Origin of the sequence: Kitasatospora sp. NPDC058184 (assembly GCF_042883725.1) — a bacterium.
Classification (GTDB): Bacteria; Actinomycetota; Actinomycetes; order Streptomycetales; family Streptomycetaceae; genus Kitasatospora.
The window spans coordinates 357,443-375,953 of record NZ_JBHVVE010000005.1; the positions used below are offsets into that span (position 1 = coordinate 357,443).

Here is an 18,511-nt window from a genome sequence, read left to right on the forward strand (position 1 = left end):
CTACTGCTCCTCAGGGGTGCTGACGGGACCGCCGGTGGCGGCGAGGGTGGTGATCAGGTGGCGCCGCCAGTGGGCGTCGTCGCGCTCGGGGAAGTCCTCGCGCCAGTGGCAGCCGCGGGTCTCCTCGCGCTGCGCGGCGGCCGCGACCAGGGCGGTCGCGACCAGCAGCAGGTTGGCGGCCTCCCAGGTCTCCACCCGGGGGTCGGCCGGCTTCTCCTCGGCCACGTGGGAGCGGGCCTGCTCGGCGAGCAGGGCCAGTCCGGCCGCGGTGTCGGCCATCGACGCGGCGGAGCGCAGGATGCCCGCGCCGCGCGACATCAGCCGCTGGATCTCGGCGCGCGCCTCCGACGGGGGCAGCGGGACGGGCTGCGCGGCGCGCGCGGCGGCGACGTCCACCGCGCGCTCGGGCAGGTCACCGGCCGCGTCCAGCCCCGCCAGGTCGGCGGCGATCCGCTCGGCGAAGACCAGGCCCTCCAGCAGCGAGTTGGACGCCAGCCGGTTGGCGCCGTGCACCCCGGTGCAGGCGACCTCGCCGCAGGCGTACAGGCCGGGGACGCTGGTGCGGCCGTGCCGGTCGGTGCGGACGCCGCCGGAGGCGAAGTGCGCGGCCGGGGCGATCGGGATCGGCTCGGTGACCGGGTCGATGCCGTTGGCGCGGCAGAAGGCGAGGATGGTCGGGAAGCGGTGCTCCCACATCCCGGCGCCGAAGTGCCGCCCGTCCAGGAACATGTGCTCGGCGCCCTGCTCCTGCATGCGCCGGGTGATCGCCTTGGCGACGATGTCGCGCGGGGCCAGCTCGGCCAGCTCGTGCTGGCCGACCATGAAGCGGACGCCGTCCGCGTCCACCAGGTGGGCGCCCTCGCCGCGGACCGCCTCGGAGACCAGCGGCTGCTGGCCCTCGGCCTCCGGACCGAGCCAGAGCACGGTGGGGTGGAACTGGACGAACTCCAGGTCGGTGACGGCGGCGCCGGCCCGCAGGGCCAGGGCCACGCCGTCGCCGGTGGAGACCGCCGGGTTGGTGGTGGCGGAGAAGACCTGGCCCATGCCGCCGGTGGCGAGCACCACCGCGCGGGCCCGGACGGCGCCGACGCCGTCGCGCTGGCCCTCGCCCATCACGTGCAGGGTGAGCCCGGCGGCGTGGCCCGCCGCGTCGGTCAGCAGGTCGAGCACGAGCGCGTGCTCGATCAGCTCGATGCCCGGGTCGGTGCGGACGGCGGCGACCAGGGCGCGCGATATCTCGGCGCCGGTCGCGTCCCCGCCCGCGTGGACGATCCGGCGGCGGTGGTGGCCGCCCTCGCGGGTCAGCAGGACCTCGCCGTCCTCGCCCCGGTCGAACAGGGCGCCGGTGGCGATCAGCCGGCGGACGGCGTCCGGGCCCTCGGTGACCAGGGTGCGGACGGCCTCCTCGTCACAGACGCCGGCGCCGGCCACCAGGGTGTCGTCCAGGTGCTGTTCGGGGGTGTCCCCCTCGCCCAGGGCGGCGGCGACGCCGCCCTGGGCCCAGCGGGTGGAGCCTTCGTCCAGCACGGCCTTGGTGACCACCATGGCCCGCAGGCCGGCCTTGCGGACGTTGAGCGCGACGGTGAGGCCGGCGACCCCGGAGCCGACCACGACCACGTCGGTGGCGGCGGTCCAGCCGGGGGCCGGTGCGGTGAGGCGGTGCGTGGACATGGGTGGCTGGCTCCTTCAGCGCGAGACGGCGTCGGCCGCGCCGTTGCCGTCACCGTACGCCCTGTCACCCCGGAGCAGTCCGCTGCCCTCCGGGGCCTCCGCCGGGTCCCCGCCCAGGCCGGTGATCCGGTTCTGCCCGTCCACGAAGACGATCTTCGGCTCGTAGCCCTTGGCCTCGGCCGTGTCCATCTGCCCGTAGGCGATGAGTATGACGAGGTCGCCCGGGTGGACGAGGCGGGCGGCGGCGCCGTTGATGCCGATCACGCCGGAGCCGCGCGGGCCGGCGATGGTGTACGTCTCCAGCCGGGCGCCGTTGTCGATGTCGACGATGTGGACCAGCTCGCCGGGGAGCAGGTCGGCGGCGTCGAGCAGGTCCTCGTCCACCGTGACGGATCCCACGTAGTGCAGGTCGGCCTGGGTCACGGTGGCCCGGTGGATCTTGGACTTGAGCATGGTGCGGAGCATTGCGGGTCACGCCTCCTGTGAGTGCATGCCTGAAGGGGGTTCTTACTGCGGTACTACCGAACGATGATGCGGACGTTGTCGATCAGGCGGGTCGGGCCCACCTTCGCGGCGACGGCCAGCACCGCCTCGCCCTGGAAGTCGTCCGCCGCCTCGGAGAAGTCGTGCGGGTCGATCAGGGCGAGGTAGTCCAGGGTGACGCCCTCGGCGCCGTCCAGGGCGGCCGAGGCGGCCTCGCGGACGGCCTTCGGGCCCTGCGCGGCGGCGTCCCGGCCGGCGAACAGGGCCTTGGACAGGGCGAGCGCGTGCTCGCGGTCCTCCGCCGAGAGGTAGCGGTTGCGCGAGGACAGCGCCAGGCCGTCCTCCTCGCGGACGGTCGGCACGCCGACGATCTCGACGTCGAAGTCCAGGTCGGCGACCATCCGCTGGATGATCGCCAGCTGCTGGGCGTCCTTCTCGCCGAAGAAGGCGAAGTCCGGGTCGGTGATGTGCAGCAGCTTGGCGACCACGGTTAGCACGCCGTCGAAGTGGCCGGGCCGGGTGGCGCCCTCGAAGCGCTCGCCCATCGGGCCGGCCGCCATCCGCACCTGCGGCTCGCCGTTCGGGTAGACCTCCTCGGCGGACGGCGCGAAGACCACGTCGGCGCCGTGCTCCTCGGCCAGCCGCACGTCGTCGTCGAGGGTGCGCGGGTAGCGCTCCAGGTCCTCGCCCGGGCCGAACTGGAGCGGGTTGACGAAGACCGTCACCGCGACCCGGCCCTCGCGGCCGACCTGCTTGCGGGCGGCCCGGATCAGCGCGGCGTGACCCTCGTGCAGCGCGCCCATGGTCATCACGACGGCGTTGTCGACCGGCTGCTCGTCCGGCCAGAACGCGGCCTCGAAGTCGTCCACGGTGCGGGTGACGACGGCCCGGTGGACCTTCGGCGTCCGCTGGGGCTTGTTCGGCTGCTTACCGCGTGCCATCAGTGCTCTCCTCGTTCAGTACGTCCAGCAGTGCCGCCGCCGACGTTTCGTCGATGGTTCCGTTGGCGAGCGCCCGCTGCGCGGTGGCGCGGGCCATCGCCCGGTAGGCCGCCGGGATGTCCGGGGACACCGTACTGAGCTGCGCCAGGTGGCGCCGCACGGTGCCCGCGTCGCCCCGGGCGACCGGGCCGGTGAGGGCCGCGTCACCGGAGCGCAGGCTGTTGTCCAGGGCGGCGCCCAGCAGCGGGCCGAGCAGCCGGCCGGGCTCGGCGACGCCGGCCGAGCGCAGCAGCTCCATCGCCTGCGCGACCAGGGTGACCAGGTGGTTCGAGCCGTGCGCGAGGGCGGTGTGGTAGAGCGGGCGGACCTCCTCGGGCACCCACTCCGGCTCGCCGCCCATCTCCACCACCAGCGCCTCGGCGACCGGCCGCAGCTCCTCGGGGGCGGTCACGCCGAACGGGCAGCCGGCCAGCCGGGCCAGGTCCACCGAGGTGCCGGTGAAGGTCATCGCCGGGTGCAGGGCCAGCGGCAGCGCCCCGGCCCGGGTGGCGGGCTCCAGGACGGCGACGCCGTGGGCGCCGGAGGTGTGCACGACCAGCTGGCCGGGGCGGACCGCGCCGGTGGCGGCCAGCCCGGCCACCAGGTCGGCCAGCGCGTCGTCCGGGACGGTCAGCAGCACCAGGTCGGCGGCGGCCAGCACCTGCGGCGGGGTGACGATCCGCACGCCGGGCAGCAGCGCCTCGGCGCGGCGGCGGGAGACGGCGGAGACCCCGGAGGCGGCGACCACGGTGTGCCCGGCGAGCTGGAGCGCCGCGCCCAGCGCGGGGCCGACCCGGCCGGTGCCGACCACGCCGACGGCCAGCCGGGCGGGGCGGTTGCCGGGGTCGCCTGGGTCGCCGAAAGCCTGGTCGGCGAAGTCGGACGGATTCACGTCCACCCTTGTCCTGCCTTGTCCTGAATGACCGTTCCAGTCCGCTCCACGGGTACCGGACGTACCGCCCCAGTCTACGGGGGCGCCCGGACGCCGAAGCGGCTCAGTCGCCGGCCCCGGCCCGGATCAGCCCGGCCTCGTACGCCAGCACCACGGCCTGGACCCGGTCGCGCAGCCCCAGCTTGGCCAGGATCCGGCCGACGTGGGTCTTCACGGTGGCCTCGGAGAGCACCAGCCGGGCCGCGATCTCGCCGTTCGACAGGCCCTGGGCGACCAGCAGGAACACCTCCCGCTCGCGCTCGGTCAGCGGGCCGAGGACGTCCGAGCCGGGCGCGCTCTGCGGGGTGGGCAGCACCTCGGCGAAGCGGTCGATCATCCGGCGGGTGGTGGTCGGGGCGACCACCGCGTCCCCGCCGTGCACCGCGCGGATCGCGGCCACCAGCTCGGTCGGCGGGACGTCCTTGAGCAGGAAGCCGCTGGCGCCGGCCTTGAGCGCGGCGAAGGCGTACTCGTCCAGGTCGAAGGTGGTGAGGATGAGCACGTGGGGGGCGTTCGGCAGCGGGCTGCCGTCCTCGGCGAGGCAGATCCGGCGGGTCGCCTGCACGCCGTCCAGCCGCGGCATCCGGACGTCCATCAGGATCACGTCCACCTCGGTGCGCCGCAGCTGCTCCAGGGCCTGCGCGCCGTCGCCCGCCTCGGCGGTGATCTCGATGTCGCCCTGCGACTGGAGGATCATCCGGAACCCGGTGCGCAGCAGTTCCTGGTCGTCGACGAGCATCACGCGGATGGTCAAGGTGGGACTCCTTGGAGGGGGGTGGACGGCGGACGGGGCTAGTGGGCCGCCTTGAGCGGCAGGACGGCGCGGATCCGGAAGCCGCCGCCGGGGCGGGGGCCCACGTCGAGGCTGCCGCTGACCATGCCGACCCGCTCGCGCATGCCGATCAGGCCGTGGCCGAGGCCGTCCGCGCCGCCGGCGGCCAGGTGCTCGTCGGTGCTGCCGCGCCCGTCGTCCTCCACCAGGACGGCCAGCTCGCGCTCACCGAAGTCGACCGCGACCCGGGCGTGCGCGTCGGGGCCGCCGTGCTTGCGGACGTTGGTGAGCGCCTCCTGGACGATCCGGTAGACGGTCAGCTCGACGCCGCGCGGCAGCTCGCGCGGGTGCCCGGAGGTGGCGTAGTCCACGTCGAGCCCGGCGGTGCGGACCTGCTCCAGCAGCTCCGGCAGCTCCTCGACGCCCGGCTGCGGCACGTACTCCTCGGCCTTGGTGTCGGCGGTGCGCAGCACGCCCAGCAGGCGGCGCATCTCGACCAGCGCCTGGCGGCCGGTGGAGGCGATCGTGCCGAGCGCCTCCTTGGCCTGCTGCGGGGAGTTGTCCAGCACGTACGCGGCGCCGTCGGCCTGGACGATCATCACCGAGACGTTGTGCGCGACCACGTCGTGCAGCTCGCGGGCGATCCGGGCGCGCTCGGCGGCGACCGCCACCTTGGACTGGGCGTCCCGCTCGCGCTCCAGCCGGGCGGCGCGGTCCTCCAGCTCGGTCAGGTAGGCGCGGCGCACCCTGGTCAGCCGGCCCCAGGCCCAGCAGAGGATGAACGGCGTGCTCATCAGCAGCGTGATCAGCGCCGCCTCGCCGAAGGTGTACGGGCGGGTGTGGGCGTCGCCGGCCCGGTCGAAGACCGTCTTCACCGGCATCATCTGCCAGAACACCAGCGGCCCGGAGGCCAGGCCGGCCGTCAGGGCCAGCCGGGAGATCCACTTCTGGCCGAAGGCGGCGCCGGTGTAGGCGAAGACCAGGTAGGCGATCGAGGAGCCGGCCGGCGAGATGTCCACGAGTACCTGGCCGACGCCGATGGCGGCGGCGGCGGACACCGTGAGGTCGGGGAAGCGCCGCCGGACGACCATCAGCAGCGGCAGCACCACCGCGATCGCGAGCGAGACGTCGAAGCGCCAGCCGTCGTCGATCGGGCCGTCGTTCGGCACCAGGCCGGCGAAGAGCACCATCGCCGCCCAGGCGGCGTCGACCACCATGGGGTGACGGCGGAGCCAGGCGTTGAGTCGATGCACGTGTCCAGCGTAGGCAGTCGCTCCGTGTGCCCAGGTCCGCCGGTAGGGCGATCCGCCCTACTCCGTAGGTCGGAGAAGCACCCGATCCGATGGGGAGGGTCGACCGGGCGCCGGGTAGCGTCCAGCCCCATGACTTGGATGCGGTGGGCGCCCGCCATGGAACGGGCCCTGTACGACCCCGGGCAGGGCTTCTACCGCAGGCCGGAGGGCCCCGCCGGCCACTTCCGCACCTCCGTGCACGCCTCGCCGAGGTTCGCCCGTGCGGTGGCCCGGCTGCTGCTGGAGGTTGACGAGGCCCTCGGTCGTCCGGAGGAGCTGGCCCTGGTCGACATGGGGGCCGGGCGGGGCGAACTGCTCACCGGCGTCCTGGCCGAACTGCCCGCGGAGGTGCTGGCGCGGCTGCGCCCGTACGGCGTGGAGGTCGCCGACCGCCCGGCCGGCCTGCCGTCCACAGCCCTGTGGACGGACCGGCCGCCGCGCGGGGTGACCGGGCTGCTGTTCGCCAACGAGTGGCTGGACAACGTCCCGCTGGACGCCGGGGAGGTCGACGAGGACGGGGTGCTGCGCTACGTCGAGGTGGACACCGCGACCGGCGGGACCCGCCTCGGCGAGCCGGTCTCGGCGGCCGACGCGGCCTGGGCCGGCCGCTGGTGGCCGGTCGCGGGGCCCGGCGACGCCGTGGAGTTCGGCGGCCCCCGGGACGCCGCCTGGGCGCGGGCGGTGGCCAGGCTGGAGCGCGGCCTGGCCGTCGCCGTCGACTACGGGCACACCGCCGGGCGGCGGCCGCCGTTCGGCACGTACGCCGGATTCCGGGACGGCCGGGAGGTGGCGCCGGTGCCGGACGGCTCCTGCGACGTCACCGCGCACGTCGCGCTGGACTCCGTCGCCGTGCCCGGTCTCCACAGCCTGTGGACAACGCAGCGGGAGGCGCTGCGGGCGCTCGGCGTGAGCGGCGGGCGCCCGGCGCTCGCGCTGGCCACCAGCGACCCCGTCGGCTACCTGCGGGCGCTCAGCGGGGCGGGGGAGGGGGCCGAGCTGACCGACCCGGGCGGGCTGGGCGCCTTCGGGTGGCTGGTGCAGGCTGTCCGCATGACGGAACCAGTGAGCTTGGCGGGCCTGCCGGGATGGCAGACTCTGGGGGCATGAGGGAGACCACGGTCGGCATCGGGGCGGGAGCCGAGAACTTCACCGGCGCGGCGGGCACCACCGACATGGTGCTCAACATCGGCCCGCAGCACCCGGCCACCCACGGCGTGCTGCGCCTGAAGCTGGTGCTGGACGGCGAGCGGATCGTCAGCGCCGAGCCGGTGATCGGCTACATGCACCGGGGCGCGGAGAAGCTGTTCGAGGCCCGTGACTACCGGCAGATCATCATGCTGGCCAACCGGCACGACTGGCTCTCCGCCTTCTCCAACGAACTCGGCGTCGTCATGGCCGTCGAGCGGATGCTCGGCATGGAGGTCCCGGAGCGGGCGGTCTGGATCCGCACCCTGCTCGCCGAACTCAACCGGGTGCTCAACCACCTGATGTTCCTCGGCTCGTACCCCCTGGAGCTCGGCGGGATCACCCCGGTCTTCCACGCCTTCAACGGTCGCGAGGACCTCCAGCACGTGCTGGAGGAGGCCTCCGGCGGCCGGATGCACTACATGTTCAACCGGGTCGGCGGCCTCAAGGAGGACCTGCCGGCCGGCTGGCTCGGCCGGGCCCGCACCGCCGTCGCCACCGTGCGCTCGCAGCTGCCCGTCTTCGAGGACCTCGTCCTCGGCAACGAGATCTTCCGCGCCCGCACCGCCGGGGTCGGCGTCCTCACCCGGGCGCAGGCCGAGGCGTACGGCGTCAGCGGCCCCATCGCCCGGGCCAGCGGCCTCGACCTCGACCTGCGCCGCGACGAGCCGTACCTGGCGTACGGCTCCGAGGAACTGCGGCAGGTGCTCACCGTGGTCACCCGCGAGGAGGGCGACTGCCTGGCCCGCTTCGAGTGCCTGCTGGAACAGACCCTCAACGCGCTCGACCTCGCCGACGCCTGCCTCGACAAGCTCGCCACGCTGCCGCCCGGCCCGGTCAACCAGCGGCTGCCCAAGGTGCTCAAGGCGCCCGAGGGCAGCACCTACGCGTGGACCGAGAACCCGCTCGGGATCAACGGCTACTACCTGGTCTCGCGCGGCGACAAGACGCCGTGGCGGCTCAAGCTGCGGTCGGCGTCCTTCAACAACATCCAGGCGCTCACCGAGCTGCTGCCGGGGACGCTGGTCGCGGACATGGTGGCGATCCTGGGGTCGATGTTCTTCGTGGTCGGGGACATCGACAAGTAGGCCGGTGCCGCCGCGTGGGGCGGGCACCGGGGGCGGGCACCAGGGGGGCGGGTCAGTCCTTCTTGGCCTTTCTGACCGGGTCCGCCGGGTGCGGGGCCACCTTGCGGTCGCCCTTGGTGGCGATCCGCTCCTCGCACAGCCGGGCCAGCACCTCGTACCCCTTCCGGCCCATCAGCTCGGTGAGCTCGGGGCGGTAGCTGACGTACACCGCGTCCGCGCCCTGGTGGGCCGCCGGGGCGCCGGTGCACCACCAGTGCAGGTCGTGGCCGCCCGGGCCCCAGCCGCGGCGGTCGTACTCGCCGATCGTGACCTGGAGGTAGCGGGTGTCGTCGGGGCGGTCGATCCAGTCGTAGGTGCGGCGGATCGGCAGCTGCCAGCAGACGTCCGGCTTGGTCTCCAGCGGCTCGCGGCCCTCCTTGAGGGCGAGCGCGTGCAGGGCGCAGCCGGCGCCGCCCGCGAAGTCCGGGCTGTTCACGAAGATGCACGCGCCGCCGACCCGGCGGGTCTGGCGGTCGCCGTCCTCGTCCAGCATGGTGATGCCGCCGTCGGAGACGATCCGGCCCTTGGCGTCGGTGCCCTCGGCGAAGTTCTCCCACAGCTCGGGGGTCAGCCGGGTCGCGTGCCCCAGGACGCGCTTCTCGTCGTCCTCGTCCGAGTAGTGCGCGCCCAGCGTGCAGCAGCCGTCCGACTCGCCGCGGCCCTCGCGGATGCCGTGGCAGCCCTGGCCGAAGACGCAGGACCAGCGGGAGGTCAGCCAGGTGAGGTCGCAGCGGAAGACCTGCTCCTCGTCGGCGGGGTCGGCGAACTCGACCCAGGCGCGGGCGAAGTCCAGCGGGACCTCGTCGCGCGGGATCTCGCGGCGCAGGCTCGGCATCGCGAGGTCGACGGGGGCGGGGGAGGCCTTGGGCTTCGCCTTGGACTTCTTCTTGGACGTTTCTGCTGGTGCCACCCGGCAAGGGTAGAGCTTTCGGGGGCGGGAGCGCGGTGGCGGGACCGGTGGCGGGGTCGGGGGTGGGGTCGGGGCGGGTTTGCGGCGGGGCCCGGCGGAGCACGGGGCGGGGTCGGTGGTGGCGGGGTCGGCCGGGGTGAAGGCGGGGTGAAGAGGTCCGTCGGGCGCTGCGGGCGGGCCCGGGGGCGCGCCTAGGATGGCGGCCGGTCCGCGGCGGGGTCCGCGACGGGACCGCTACGGGGAGGTACGGGGATGGCAGGCGGCAGCACCGGGGCGTCCGGCGGCGCGGGCGGGGAGTTCGTCCTCAAGCCGTGGGAACTGCACGGCGAGGGCCGGGAGTTCGAGAAGCTCGGCGGCGAACTGACGAAGGCCGTCGCCGCCCTGGAGCAGGGCCTCGCCGCGCTCGGCGCCCCCTGGGGCGCGGACCAGCCGGGCAGCGGGTTCGCCACCGTGTACGGGCAGGCGCGCGGTGAACTCGTCGGCGGGCTGCGGGGGTTGGCCGGGCGGGTGGCCGGGGTCGGGGCCGGGCTGCACACGATGGCCGCGCGGACGGCGGACGCGGACAGCGCGGCGGCGGGTGGGTTCGGGGCGACGGCGGTGCCGGGGGTCGCGGGAGTTCCCGGGGTGCCGGGGGCAACCCCCGGGGTGGTGCCCGCCGTCCCCAAGGACATGTCGGTCTGACGGACCCGGCCCGAAGCCCGGCTCGAAGGGGGAAGCGCGTGTCCCGGAAACTGCCCGAGGAACTGGTCCCGGTGCTGGCCCGGACCGGCCGGCTGTGGCCGCAGGCCGACGAGGAGGGCCTGCGCAAGGCCGCCGGAGTCTGGCGCGAGTTCGGCAAGGAGGCCGACCGGCTCACCCGCCGCTGCGGCGAGTCCGTCCGGCGGGTCACCGCCGACAACTCCGGCCACGCGGTCGAGGCCTTCGGCGCGTACTGGCAGGCCTTCAGCGGCGGCGGCAAGGGCCACCTGGACGACGCGCACAGCGCGGTCGGGCTGGTCGCCGGGGCCTTCGACACGTCCGCGCGGGCCGTGGACACCTGCAAGGCCGAGATCATCGCGACCCTGCGGCAGCTCGCCGCCGAACTCCGGCAGGCGGAGGAGCAGGCGGCCAAGGCCAAGGAGGCGGCCGGCAAGGTCGCCGCGGCGGTGACCGGCGGCGACCCGGCCGGGAACGGGGTGGCCGGGAGCGAGGTGGCCGGGAACGGGGTGGTCGGCGGATTGCGGAAGGCCGTCGGCGGCCTCGCGGCCACGGTGGAGAACGCCGCCACCGAGCAGGTCGCGGCGGGGGTGGCGGCCGTCGCCGTCGAGACTGCCGCGCTGAAGATCGGCGGACTGCTCGCCGAACTCGGCCGCGCCATGAAGGACGCCCTGTCCGGCGTGCTCAAGGAGCCGGCCGCGGTCGCCCTGCTGAAGCTCGGCAGCACGCCGGGGACGGAGGTCACCGCCGCCTCGTACCGCAACGGCGCGTTCGACCCGCTCGCCGCCGGGCTGCCCGCCGCCCTCGGCGAACCGGGCGTGCTCGGCGCCGACGGCTCCGGGCTGGTGCTGCTCGCGGGGAAGGACGGCAAGCCGCTGGTCGGCGTGCCCGGGCTGACGGTCAAGGTGGACGAGCAGGGCAAGCCCGTCCTCGGCCCGGACGGGCAGCCGGTCATCCTCCGCGCCGACGGCACGCCGGTGGCCGACGCCACCGGGCTGCTGGTCGTCCCGGGGCCGGACGGCAAGCCGGTGGTCGGGGTGGCGGACCTGGCGGTCCGGCTGGACAAACACGGGCAGCCGGTGCTCACCGACGAGGACGGCAAGGCGCTCCGCGGGGTGCCGCTCGCCGGGCTGACACCGGGGGCGGACGGGCCGGGGGTGGTCGGGCCGTCGGCGGTCGGGCCGGGTGGCGACAAGCCGCTTGCGGGTGCGGCGCCCGACGGGCCGACGGTGCCGACGGCGCCGGGCGCGGTGACGGTGGCCGCGGTCGCGGTGGCGGACCCGGGGGCGGTCGTCGGCGCGTCGGACGTGGCGAGCGCGGCGAGCGCTCCCGTGGGCGCGTCGGCGGGCGGTTCCGTGGCGGCCGGGGGCTCGCCGGGGCAGCACCGGGCGACGGGCGGTGGGGGTGGGGGCGGCGGTGACTGGGCACCGCCGGTACCGGCCGTTGCCGCGCCGGTCCGGCAGGGCGGCGGGTCGGCGGGCTGGTCGGACGGAGACTACCCGCTCCAGGCGCCCGCGGCCGCCTCGCACAGCGGCGGGAGTACGGGCGGGCCGGTGGCCGTACGGACGGACTCGGTGAGCGCTTCGCCCGCGCCCGCCATCGCGCCCGTCACCGCACCGTCCGCCGGAGGACCCGCGTACGGCCCGGCGCCGGAGACCCCCTCGGCGGTCCGGCCGGTCGGGGTGCCCGGGCAGTTCGGGACCCCGGCGTACGGCGGCGGGTACGGCACGTACCAGGCGGCCGGTCCGGTCGCCACCGTCGGGCCGGGGCCGCTGGCGGGCACCGGCGGCGGACCCGCGAACGTGGCGGCCCCGTTCGGCAGCGGCGTCGGGGCGGGGGCGACCGGCAGTCCAGGCGGCCCCGGCGGCGTGGTGGGCGGTGGGCAGGCCGTCGGCGGTCCGGCCGCTGGAGGGCCGCAGACCGGCGCGCCGGTGGCCCGGACCCCGGTCGGCGCGGCGCCGCACCCGGTCGTCGGACCGCCGACGGTCCACACCGCGCCGCCTTCCCCGGCCGCACCCCCGGTCGTCGGGACCACCCCGGTGATCGGCCGCCCCGAGGCGCACCCGGTGGAGGCCCGACGGCGGGAGAACGCGGCGGTCCCCGCCGACCCGACCCTCGCCTGGGGCGCGGTCCCGGTCGCGACCGCCCACGCGATGGCCCTCCAACTCGCCCTGCGCGCCCGGCGCGGAGCCCAGCCGGAGGATCCGGCGTTCCGGCCGCGCAGCATCGCCGACAGCCGTCCGTACGGCCTGCCGGGCGGGCTCGCACCGGTCGACCCGGAGCACCAGGCCGAACTCGAACGCCGCGCCCCCCGGGACGCGGACGGCCTGCCCGTCCGCCACCCCGACCCGGCCGCCGGCGGCTGGGCGGAGGCCGTCAACGACGGCGGCCACCGCGAACCGGGCCGGGCCAACAACAGCCTGGAGATCGCCCTCTCGGCGGTCGAGTGCTACACCGGCCGCCCCACCTGCGCGGCCCCGCGAATCCCCACCGAGGGCGACGCCGGCGAACGCGGGGGCCGCGACCGCGCCGAACGCGAACTCGGCGCCCCCTTCCGGGACCTGGGCGACGGCGCCCCGGCCTTCGACCGCCTCGCCGACGACCTCCGCCGCGCCGGCCACGGCTCGCAGGCGGTGCTCCTCACGCTCGACGCCTACGGCCGCCCGCACGCCTGGAACGCCGTCAACCACCAGGACGCCGTCACCTACCTCGACCACCAGCTCGCCCGCCAGGCCCCCACCCCCCTCCACCCCGCCACCCACGGCCTCTGGGCCATCGCCCTCACCCCCGAAGGCCGCCCCCTCCCCCTCACCCCCGCCGCCTGACCTGCGCCACTGACCCGGACCCCGCACCCCGCGCAGGAAGTCGGCCCGCCCGACTTCCTGCGCAGCCGGACGCAGTGCCCCCTGCCACCTCGCCTCCTGAGCCGCACCCCCTTGCCCCCTTGCCGCCTGACCCGCGTCACTGACCCGGACCCCGCACCCCGCGCAGGAAGTCGGCCCGCCCGACTTCCTGCGCAGCCGCACACGACACCCCTTCTGCGGAGAAATCTGTAGACCGGTCGCCATATTTGCCACACGGGAACCGGGGGTAGCCCGCGTGAGAAGTCGGCCCGGCCGACTTCCTGTGCGCGATCGGGCCGGCCAGGTCGAGGTTCACCAGGTGCTGCATAGGAAGTCGGCGGAGTCGACTTCTCGCGCGCAGAGGGGCGAGGCCGGCGGCGATCTATGTAGTCCGGACCGTCATATCCCTCGCGCGTGCATTGGACGGGCTCGCATGAGAAGTCGGCTGGGCCGACTTCCTATGCGCTTTCGGGCTGGCCGGGCCAGGGTGTACCTGGGGCCAGGTAGGCCGGCCGTCGTATTTGTCCGGGTTCTGCACAGGAAGTCGGCGGGGTCGACTTTTCGTGCGCGGGGGAGGTGTGGGGCGTCCCCCAGGGGTGCATGGAAGGTCGGGCTGATCGACTTCTCGTGCGCAGAGGGGTGGGGTCGGCGGCAGAGGGAGCTACGCCAGAAGTCGGTGGGGTCGACTTTTCGTGCAGGGGGTGTGGGCCAGTAAGGGCGTGCAGGCCGGTCGTCGCATACCTCGTGGGGGATGCGTGAGAAGTCGGCCGGGCCGACTTCCTGCGCGGGGCGGGGAGTCGGTGGGGGCGTAGGGTCGCGGGTCGGGCAGGGTCGGGGTCGGGGAGGGCCGGATGATTTCGCGGGCGCAGGCGGTGGAGGCGGGGCAGCGGTGGATCAACGGGGATCTGCCGCAGGGGGCCGGAGTGGTGCGGCGGGTGTGCACCCATGAGTTCGAGCTCGGCTGGGTGGTGTGGGCGGAGCCCGCCCGGGTGGTGGTCGACCCGCGGACGGGGGAGCGGCGGGTGCCCGAGGAGGTGGGGGCGGCCTGCGCCGTGGTGGACCGGGAGAGCGGGCGGTTCACGGTGTGGCCCTCGGTGCCGGTGGACGAAGTGGTGGGGCTGTACCGGGACTTCGTCGGCGCGGGCGGCTACGACCCGACCCTCCCGCCGGCGACTGGCCGGGGTGCCCGGGCCGAGCTGACCTACCGGGACGGCACCGGCGAGGAGCGGTCGCTGGCCCTGCGGTCCGCGGCGGGCCTGCCGCACCCGGCGCTGCGCGGCTGGTGGTGGCTGCGCGAGCAGGGCGTCGCCGCCGAGGACGTGCTGGCCGTCCGGACCGACCTGCGGCCGAGCGCCCTGCCCGGCGGCTACTGGTCGTACGCGCTGGCCGTCGAACTGCCGGACGTCCGGGTCGACTTCGAGCTTCCGTACGGCCCGCGCTTCGACCACCGGGCCGCCGCCGTACGGGCGCTGCCCGCGCCGCCGGACGGTCCGGCTCGCAACCGGGTGCCCTTCCCCCGTGCGGTGCGCGACGCATCCGGCGCTCCCGGCACATCCGGGGAGCCCGACGCCGCGCTCGCCGCCCGGCTCGCGGAGCGGTTCGGCCCGGCGGGCGTCCAGCGCTTCGAGCCGGCCGACGTCGCCCGGGCCGAACTGCCCGGGGACGCGGCCGCGCTGCTGCTGGCGGTGGGCGTCCCGGTGGCCGTGCCGGGGTTCTTCGCGCTGCACCACCCGGGCGCGGAGGCGATCGCCGACGGCACCCGCCAGGGCACCGTCCTGCCCCCGCTCGCCGCGCACCTGGCCGGACTCGGCCGCGGCACCCGGGTGGCCGAGCGGGAGCGCCTGGCGCTCGCCGGGCAGCTGGTGCTGGGGACGGACGGCTGGGCACTGCTGGCCCTCGACCCGGTGGACGGCGCCGTCCGTGCGGTGGACCCGGACTACGCGACCGCCCGCCACTGCAACGCGGACCTGCGCGCCTTCGTCCGCTGCCTGGAGGTGTTCGCCGGCTGGTGGCCGGCCCTGCGCGGGCTCGACCCGGTGGCCGCGGGCGGGGCGGTGGACGCCCTGCAGCACGCGCTGGCGGCCGTGGACGGCACGGTCTTCGCCGACCCAGAGAACTGGTGGGCCGTCATCGTCGAGCAGCTGTGGGACGGCCTCCTCTGACGGACGGCGGGCCGCCGGAGGACCGGCCCGCCCACCGGCCCGCGGACCGGTTCCGGACCGGCGCGAATACCGTCGCACCCCCTCTCACCAGGGCCCGGATCGCGTAGCGTGGAGAGTTATGCGACTCGGTGTGCTCGACGTAGGTTCCAACACGGTCCACTTCCTCGTGGTGGACGCCCATCCGGGCGCTGCTCCGCTGCCCGCGTACTCGCACAAGGCCGAGCTGCGTCTGGCGGAGCTGCTGGACGAGGGCGGCGCGATAAGCGAGGCCGGGGTCGAGCGGCTGGTCGGCCACGTCGCGTCCTCGCTGCGGGTCGCCGAGGACAAGGGCGTCGTCGACATCCTCCCGTTCGCGACCTCCGCCGTGCGCGAGGCCGCCAATGGCGAGGAGGTGCTGCGCCGGGTGGCCGCCGAGACCGGCGTCGAGCTGCGCGTGCTCTCCGGGCAGGACGAGGCCCGGCTCACCTTCCTGGCCGTCCGCCGCTGGTTCGGCTGGTCCTCGGGCCGGCTGCTCAACCTGGACATCGGCGGCGGTTCGCTGGAGATCGCCTGCGGCCTGGACGAGCAGCCGGACGTCGCCTGCTCGCTGCCGCTGGGCGCCGGCCGGCTGACCGCCCGCTGGCTGCCGGGGGACGTCGCCGACCCGGAGGGGCTGCGCGAGCTGAGACGCCACATCCGGGCCGAGCTCGCCACCGTGGTCGGCGAGATCACCCGGCTCGGCCCCGCCCGGCACGCGGTCGCCACCTCCAAGACCTTCAAGCAGCTGGCCCGGATGACCGGCGCCGCCCCCGCCGACGCCGGTCCGTACACCGACCGCCGGCTCACCCGCAGCGGGCTGGCCGCCTGGCTGCCCCGGCTGTCCGCGATGACCGTCGCCGAGCGCGCCCGGATCCCCGGAGTCTCCGAGGGCCGGGCCAAGCAGCTGCTGGCCGGCGCGCTGGTCGCCGACGCCGCGATGGACCTGTTCGGGCTGGAGGAGCTGGACGTCTGCCCGTGGGCGCTGCGCGAGGGCATCATCCTGCGCCGCCTGGACACCATGGACAGCCCGGCCGACCGCCGCCGCCCGGCGCTCACCCCGTAAGCCGGGCGCGCACCCCGGGGCGCGCACCCGGGCGGTCGCCCGGACAGTCGTCCGGACCCGTCCCGACCGACCGCCGACCGACCGCCCCGGGGCAACGTGCCGATGGTCACTGCGCCGGTCGTCCCGCCCCGTTCGCCGCGTGCTCCGCTTACGCTGTCTCCCGTGGTGCAACCAGCGGGCGAGGACGGAACGCAGGAGGACCGCACTCCCGGGAGCGGGCAGTCGCGGCCGGACGGCCCGCGCCGCAGGCTCGGCAAGGCGGTCACGGGCGCCACCGCCGCCCAGGCCGCCAAGCAGGCCTCGAAGGCGGTCAAGGCCGCCCAGCGCACCGCGAAGACCGCCGCGGCGAAGACGGCGAGAACGGCGAAGACGCCCACCACGAAGCAGTCCACCGCGAAGCAGCCCGCCCCGAAGACGAAGCAGCCCGCCGCCAAGGCCGCCCCGAAGGAGACCCGCACCGCCCGGGCCGCCGGCGCCGCCAAGGCCGCCGTCCAGTCCGTCCGCTCGGTCAAGGCCGCCAAGCGGGACGCCGCCCGCCCGCCGCTGCTGCGCACCACCGACCGGCTGGTGCTGCCCCGGCATCCGGCCCTGCACATCCCGGACACCAAGGTGGCGCTGTCCACCGCCTCGGTGTACCCGGCGAGCACCGCCGTCGCCTTCGAGCTGGCCGCCAAGCTCGGCTACGACGGGGTCGAGGTGATGGTCTGGAACGACCCGGTCAGCCAGGACATCGACGCCCTGCGCCGGCTCTCCGACGCCCACCGGCTGCCCATCCTGGCCGTGCACGCGCCCTGCCTGCTGATCACCCAGCGGGTGTGGAGCACCGACCCGTGGACCAAGCTGGTCCGGGCCCGGGCGGCGGCCGAGAAGCTCGGCGCGAGCGCCGTGGTCGTCCACCCGCCGTTCCGCTGGCAGCGCCAGTACGCCCGGGAGTTCGTGGAGGGGATCCACCGGATGGCGGGCGAGACCGACGTCCGCTTCGCCGTCGAGAACATGTACCCGTGGCGCTACCGCGACCGCGAGATGCTCGCGTACGCCCCCGGCTGGGACGTCACCGACGAGGAGTACCGGCACTTCACCATCGACCTCTCGCACGCGGCCACCTCCCGGATCGACACCTTCGCCATGGTCGAGCGGATGGGCGACCGGCTCGCCCACGTCCACCTGGCCGACGGCAGCGGCTCCGGCAAGGACGAGCACCTGATCCCCGGCCGCGGCAAGCAGCCCTGCGCCGAGCTGCTGGAGCACCTCGCCCGGACCGGATTCGACGGCCACGTGGTGCTGGAGGTCAACACCCGCCGCTCGGCCTCCCCCGCCGAACGCGAGGCCGACCTGGCCGAGGCCCTCGCTTTTACCCGCTTGCACCTGGCCACCCCCTCGCGCGTACGCTGAGCCGTCCGGTCCGCCCGGGCGTCAACTGCCGTACGAAGGGGGACGCATGACGGAGAGTCGGAACTACCGCGAGGCCGCCGCGAGCTTCGGCGGGGTCGCCGCCGAGTACGAGCAGGGCCGTCCCGGCTATCCCGACGAGCTGTTCGACGCGCTGGAGCGGCTCTGGGGTCGCGGCCTCGCCGGTGCCCGGGTCCTGGACGTCGGCGCCGGGACGGGCATCGCCACCCGGCTGCTGGCCGCGCGTGGCGCGGAGGTCGTCGCCGTCGAGCCCAGCCCCGGCATGGCCGCCCGGTTCCTGGCCTCCTCGCCGGGCCTGCCGCTGGTCCGGGGCACCGGCGACGACCTGCCCTTCCACGACGGGTCCGTCGACCTGGTCGCCTACGCCCAGGCCTTCCACTGGACGTACCCCGAGAAGTCCGTCCCCGAGGCGGTCCGGGTGCTGCGGCCCGGGGGCGCCGTCGCCGCCTGGTGGAACGTGTACGACGAGACCGTGCCGTGGATCCGGGCCAGGAGCGAGCGGATGGCCGCCGCCCTCCCCGGCCGCTTCCACGGCTACGGCGGGATCAGCGGCCACGTCGGGCACTTCGCCCCGGCCGGCCTCGCGGTCGAACGGACGGCACTGCGCTGGGAGCGGCGGGTCACCGTCGAGCACGTGCTCACCGACCTCACCTCCCGCTCCTACCTGGCCTCGCTCAGCCCCGAGGAGCGCGCGCCGGTGCTGGCGGCCGAACGGGAGGCCATGGTCGCCGCGTTCCCGGACGGCGTCGTGGTCGAGCCGTTCAGCCTGGATCTCACCGTGGCCGTCAAGCCCGGCTGACGCCCGGAGCCCGCACCGCCGTCCGTCCGCATCGCTGCCCGCCCGCCCGCGTCCCCGCCTGCCCGCATCGCGGACGGACCGTCCGCCGGCCGGACGGCGGGCGTAGGCTCGGTACCCACAGCGGCCCCCGAACCCTCCCAGCAGCGGGGTGCCCGCGAGAGCCCCGAAG

The 18,511-nt window shown here is 75.6% G+C and carries 15 protein-coding genes; 8 read left to right on the top strand and 7 right to left on the bottom strand.

Features of this window, described 5'->3' with window-relative positions:
• The 6 genes from ACFVXH_RS12375 to ACFVXH_RS12400 form a co-directional block, all read right to left on the bottom strand.
• The gene (locus tag ACFVXH_RS12375) at positions 1 to 1,671 is read right to left on the bottom strand and encodes an L-aspartate oxidase (RefSeq protein WP_387822707.1); all 1,671 of its coding nucleotides are present in this window, start codon (positions 1,669 to 1,671) and stop codon (positions 1 to 3) included.
• 15 nt (positions 1,672 to 1,686) lie between these two features.
• Positions 1,687 to 2,136: an aspartate 1-decarboxylase gene (gene panD, locus ACFVXH_RS12380; RefSeq protein WP_387822710.1), complete on the bottom strand. Its 450-nt coding sequence runs from the start codon at positions 2,134 to 2,136 to the stop codon at positions 1,687 to 1,689.
• Between the two features lie 53 nt (positions 2,137 to 2,189).
• Entirely contained in the window at positions 2,190 to 3,095 is a 906-nt protein-coding gene (panC, locus tag ACFVXH_RS12385) for a pantoate--beta-alanine ligase (RefSeq protein WP_074001699.1), read from the bottom strand.
• Complete coding sequence (locus ACFVXH_RS12390; protein ID WP_074002121.1) at positions 3,082 to 4,026, bottom strand: Rossmann-like and DUF2520 domain-containing protein; 945 nt, start codon at positions 4,024 to 4,026, stop codon at positions 3,082 to 3,084. Before ACFVXH_RS12390 ends, panC begins: the two co-directional genes overlap by 14 nt.
• 103 nt (positions 4,027 to 4,129) lie before the next feature.
• Positions 4,130 to 4,819, bottom strand: coding sequence for a response regulator transcription factor (locus tag ACFVXH_RS12395; protein ID WP_074001698.1), 690 nt, complete (start codon positions 4,817 to 4,819; stop codon positions 4,130 to 4,132).
• Between the two features lie 38 nt (positions 4,820 to 4,857).
• Positions 4,858 to 6,054: a sensor histidine kinase gene (locus ACFVXH_RS12400; RefSeq protein ID WP_380739296.1), complete on the bottom strand. Its 1,197-nt coding sequence runs from the start codon at positions 6,052 to 6,054 to the stop codon at positions 4,858 to 4,860.
• 165 nt (positions 6,055 to 6,219) lie between these two features.
• On the opposite strand from ACFVXH_RS12400, the gene ACFVXH_RS12405 reads away from it, so the two are divergent.
• Together ACFVXH_RS12405 and ACFVXH_RS12410 are read left to right on the top strand one after the other, a co-directional pair.
• On the top strand, positions 6,220 to 7,236 hold the full coding sequence (locus tag ACFVXH_RS12405) for an SAM-dependent methyltransferase (RefSeq protein WP_387822715.1): 1,017 nt from the start codon (positions 6,220 to 6,222) through the stop codon (positions 7,234 to 7,236).
• Entirely contained in the window at positions 7,233 to 8,402 is a 1,170-nt protein-coding gene (locus ACFVXH_RS12410) for an NADH-quinone oxidoreductase subunit D (protein WP_387822718.1), read from the top strand. Before ACFVXH_RS12405 ends, ACFVXH_RS12410 begins: the two co-directional genes overlap by 4 nt.
• 52 nt (positions 8,403 to 8,454) lie before the next feature.
• Here the strand turns inward: ACFVXH_RS12410 and ACFVXH_RS12415 are convergent, their stop codons facing one another.
• Positions 8,455 to 9,351 (bottom strand): hypothetical protein, encoded by an 897-nt coding sequence (locus ACFVXH_RS12415; RefSeq protein WP_387822721.1) that lies wholly within the window; start codon positions 9,349 to 9,351, stop codon positions 8,455 to 8,457.
• A 252-nt stretch (positions 9,352 to 9,603) separates the two neighbouring features.
• On the opposite strand from ACFVXH_RS12415, the gene ACFVXH_RS12420 reads away from it, so the two are divergent.
• The 6 genes from ACFVXH_RS12420 (at position 9,604) to ACFVXH_RS12445 (ending at position 18,342) form a co-directional block, all read left to right on the top strand.
• Positions 9,604 to 10,032 (top strand): hypothetical protein, encoded by a 429-nt coding sequence (locus tag ACFVXH_RS12420; RefSeq protein ID WP_380739269.1) that lies wholly within the window; start codon positions 9,604 to 9,606, stop codon positions 10,030 to 10,032.
• Positions 10,033 to 10,070: 38 nt separating this feature from the next.
• Positions 10,071 to 12,872, top strand: a complete 2,802-nt coding sequence (locus tag ACFVXH_RS12425) for a toxin glutamine deamidase domain-containing protein (protein WP_387822724.1) — start codon at positions 10,071 to 10,073, stop codon at positions 12,870 to 12,872.
• Positions 12,873 to 13,741: 869 nt separating this feature from the next.
• Positions 13,742 to 15,052, top strand: a complete 1,311-nt coding sequence (locus ACFVXH_RS12430; protein WP_387822727.1) for an SUKH-4 family immunity protein — start codon at positions 13,742 to 13,744, stop codon at positions 15,050 to 15,052.
• A gap of 118 nt (positions 15,053 to 15,170) precedes the next feature.
• Positions 15,171 to 16,133, top strand: a complete 963-nt coding sequence (locus ACFVXH_RS12435) for a Ppx/GppA phosphatase family protein (RefSeq protein WP_117488326.1) — start codon at positions 15,171 to 15,173, stop codon at positions 16,131 to 16,133.
• Positions 16,134 to 16,697: 564 nt separating this feature from the next.
• The gene (locus ACFVXH_RS12440; RefSeq protein WP_079272395.1) at positions 16,698 to 17,525 is read left to right on the top strand and encodes a sugar phosphate isomerase/epimerase; all 828 of its coding nucleotides are present in this window, start codon (positions 16,698 to 16,700) and stop codon (positions 17,523 to 17,525) included.
• 46 nt (positions 17,526 to 17,571) lie between these two features.
• The gene (locus ACFVXH_RS12445; protein WP_375877599.1) at positions 17,572 to 18,342 is read left to right on the top strand and encodes a class I SAM-dependent methyltransferase; all 771 of its coding nucleotides are present in this window, start codon (positions 17,572 to 17,574) and stop codon (positions 18,340 to 18,342) included.
• The last annotated feature ends 169 nt before the right edge of the window (positions 18,343 to 18,511 follow it).

Bases quoted from the DNA above. Each gene is read 5' to 3' on its own strand.
- ACFVXH_RS12375 (WP_387822707.1), bottom strand. From the start codon at position 1,671: ATGTCCACGCACCGCCTCACCGCACCGGCCCCCGGCTGGACCGCCGCC.
- panD (WP_387822710.1), bottom strand. From the start codon at position 2,136: ATGCTCCGCACCATGCTCAAGTCCAAGATCCACCGGGCCACCGTGACC.
- panC (WP_074001699.1), bottom strand. From the start codon at position 3,095: ATGGCACGCGGTAAGCAGCCGAACAAGCCCCAGCGGACGCCGAAGGTC.
- ACFVXH_RS12400 (WP_380739296.1), bottom strand. From the start codon at position 6,054: ATGGTGGTCGACGCCGCCTGGGCGGCGATGGTGCTCTTCGCCGGCCTG.
- ACFVXH_RS12405 (WP_387822715.1), top strand. From the start codon at position 6,220: ATGACTTGGATGCGGTGGGCGCCCGCCATGGAACGGGCCCTGTACGAC.
- ACFVXH_RS12410 (WP_387822718.1), top strand. From the start codon at position 7,233: ATGAGGGAGACCACGGTCGGCATCGGGGCGGGAGCCGAGAACTTCACC.
- ACFVXH_RS12420 (WP_380739269.1), top strand. From the start codon at position 9,604: ATGGCAGGCGGCAGCACCGGGGCGTCCGGCGGCGCGGGCGGGGAGTTC.
- ACFVXH_RS12430 (WP_387822727.1), top strand. From the start codon at position 13,742: ATGATTTCGCGGGCGCAGGCGGTGGAGGCGGGGCAGCGGTGGATCAAC.
- ACFVXH_RS12435 (WP_117488326.1), top strand. From the start codon at position 15,171: ATGCGACTCGGTGTGCTCGACGTAGGTTCCAACACGGTCCACTTCCTC.
- ACFVXH_RS12445 (WP_375877599.1), top strand. From the start codon at position 17,572: ATGACGGAGAGTCGGAACTACCGCGAGGCCGCCGCGAGCTTCGGCGGG.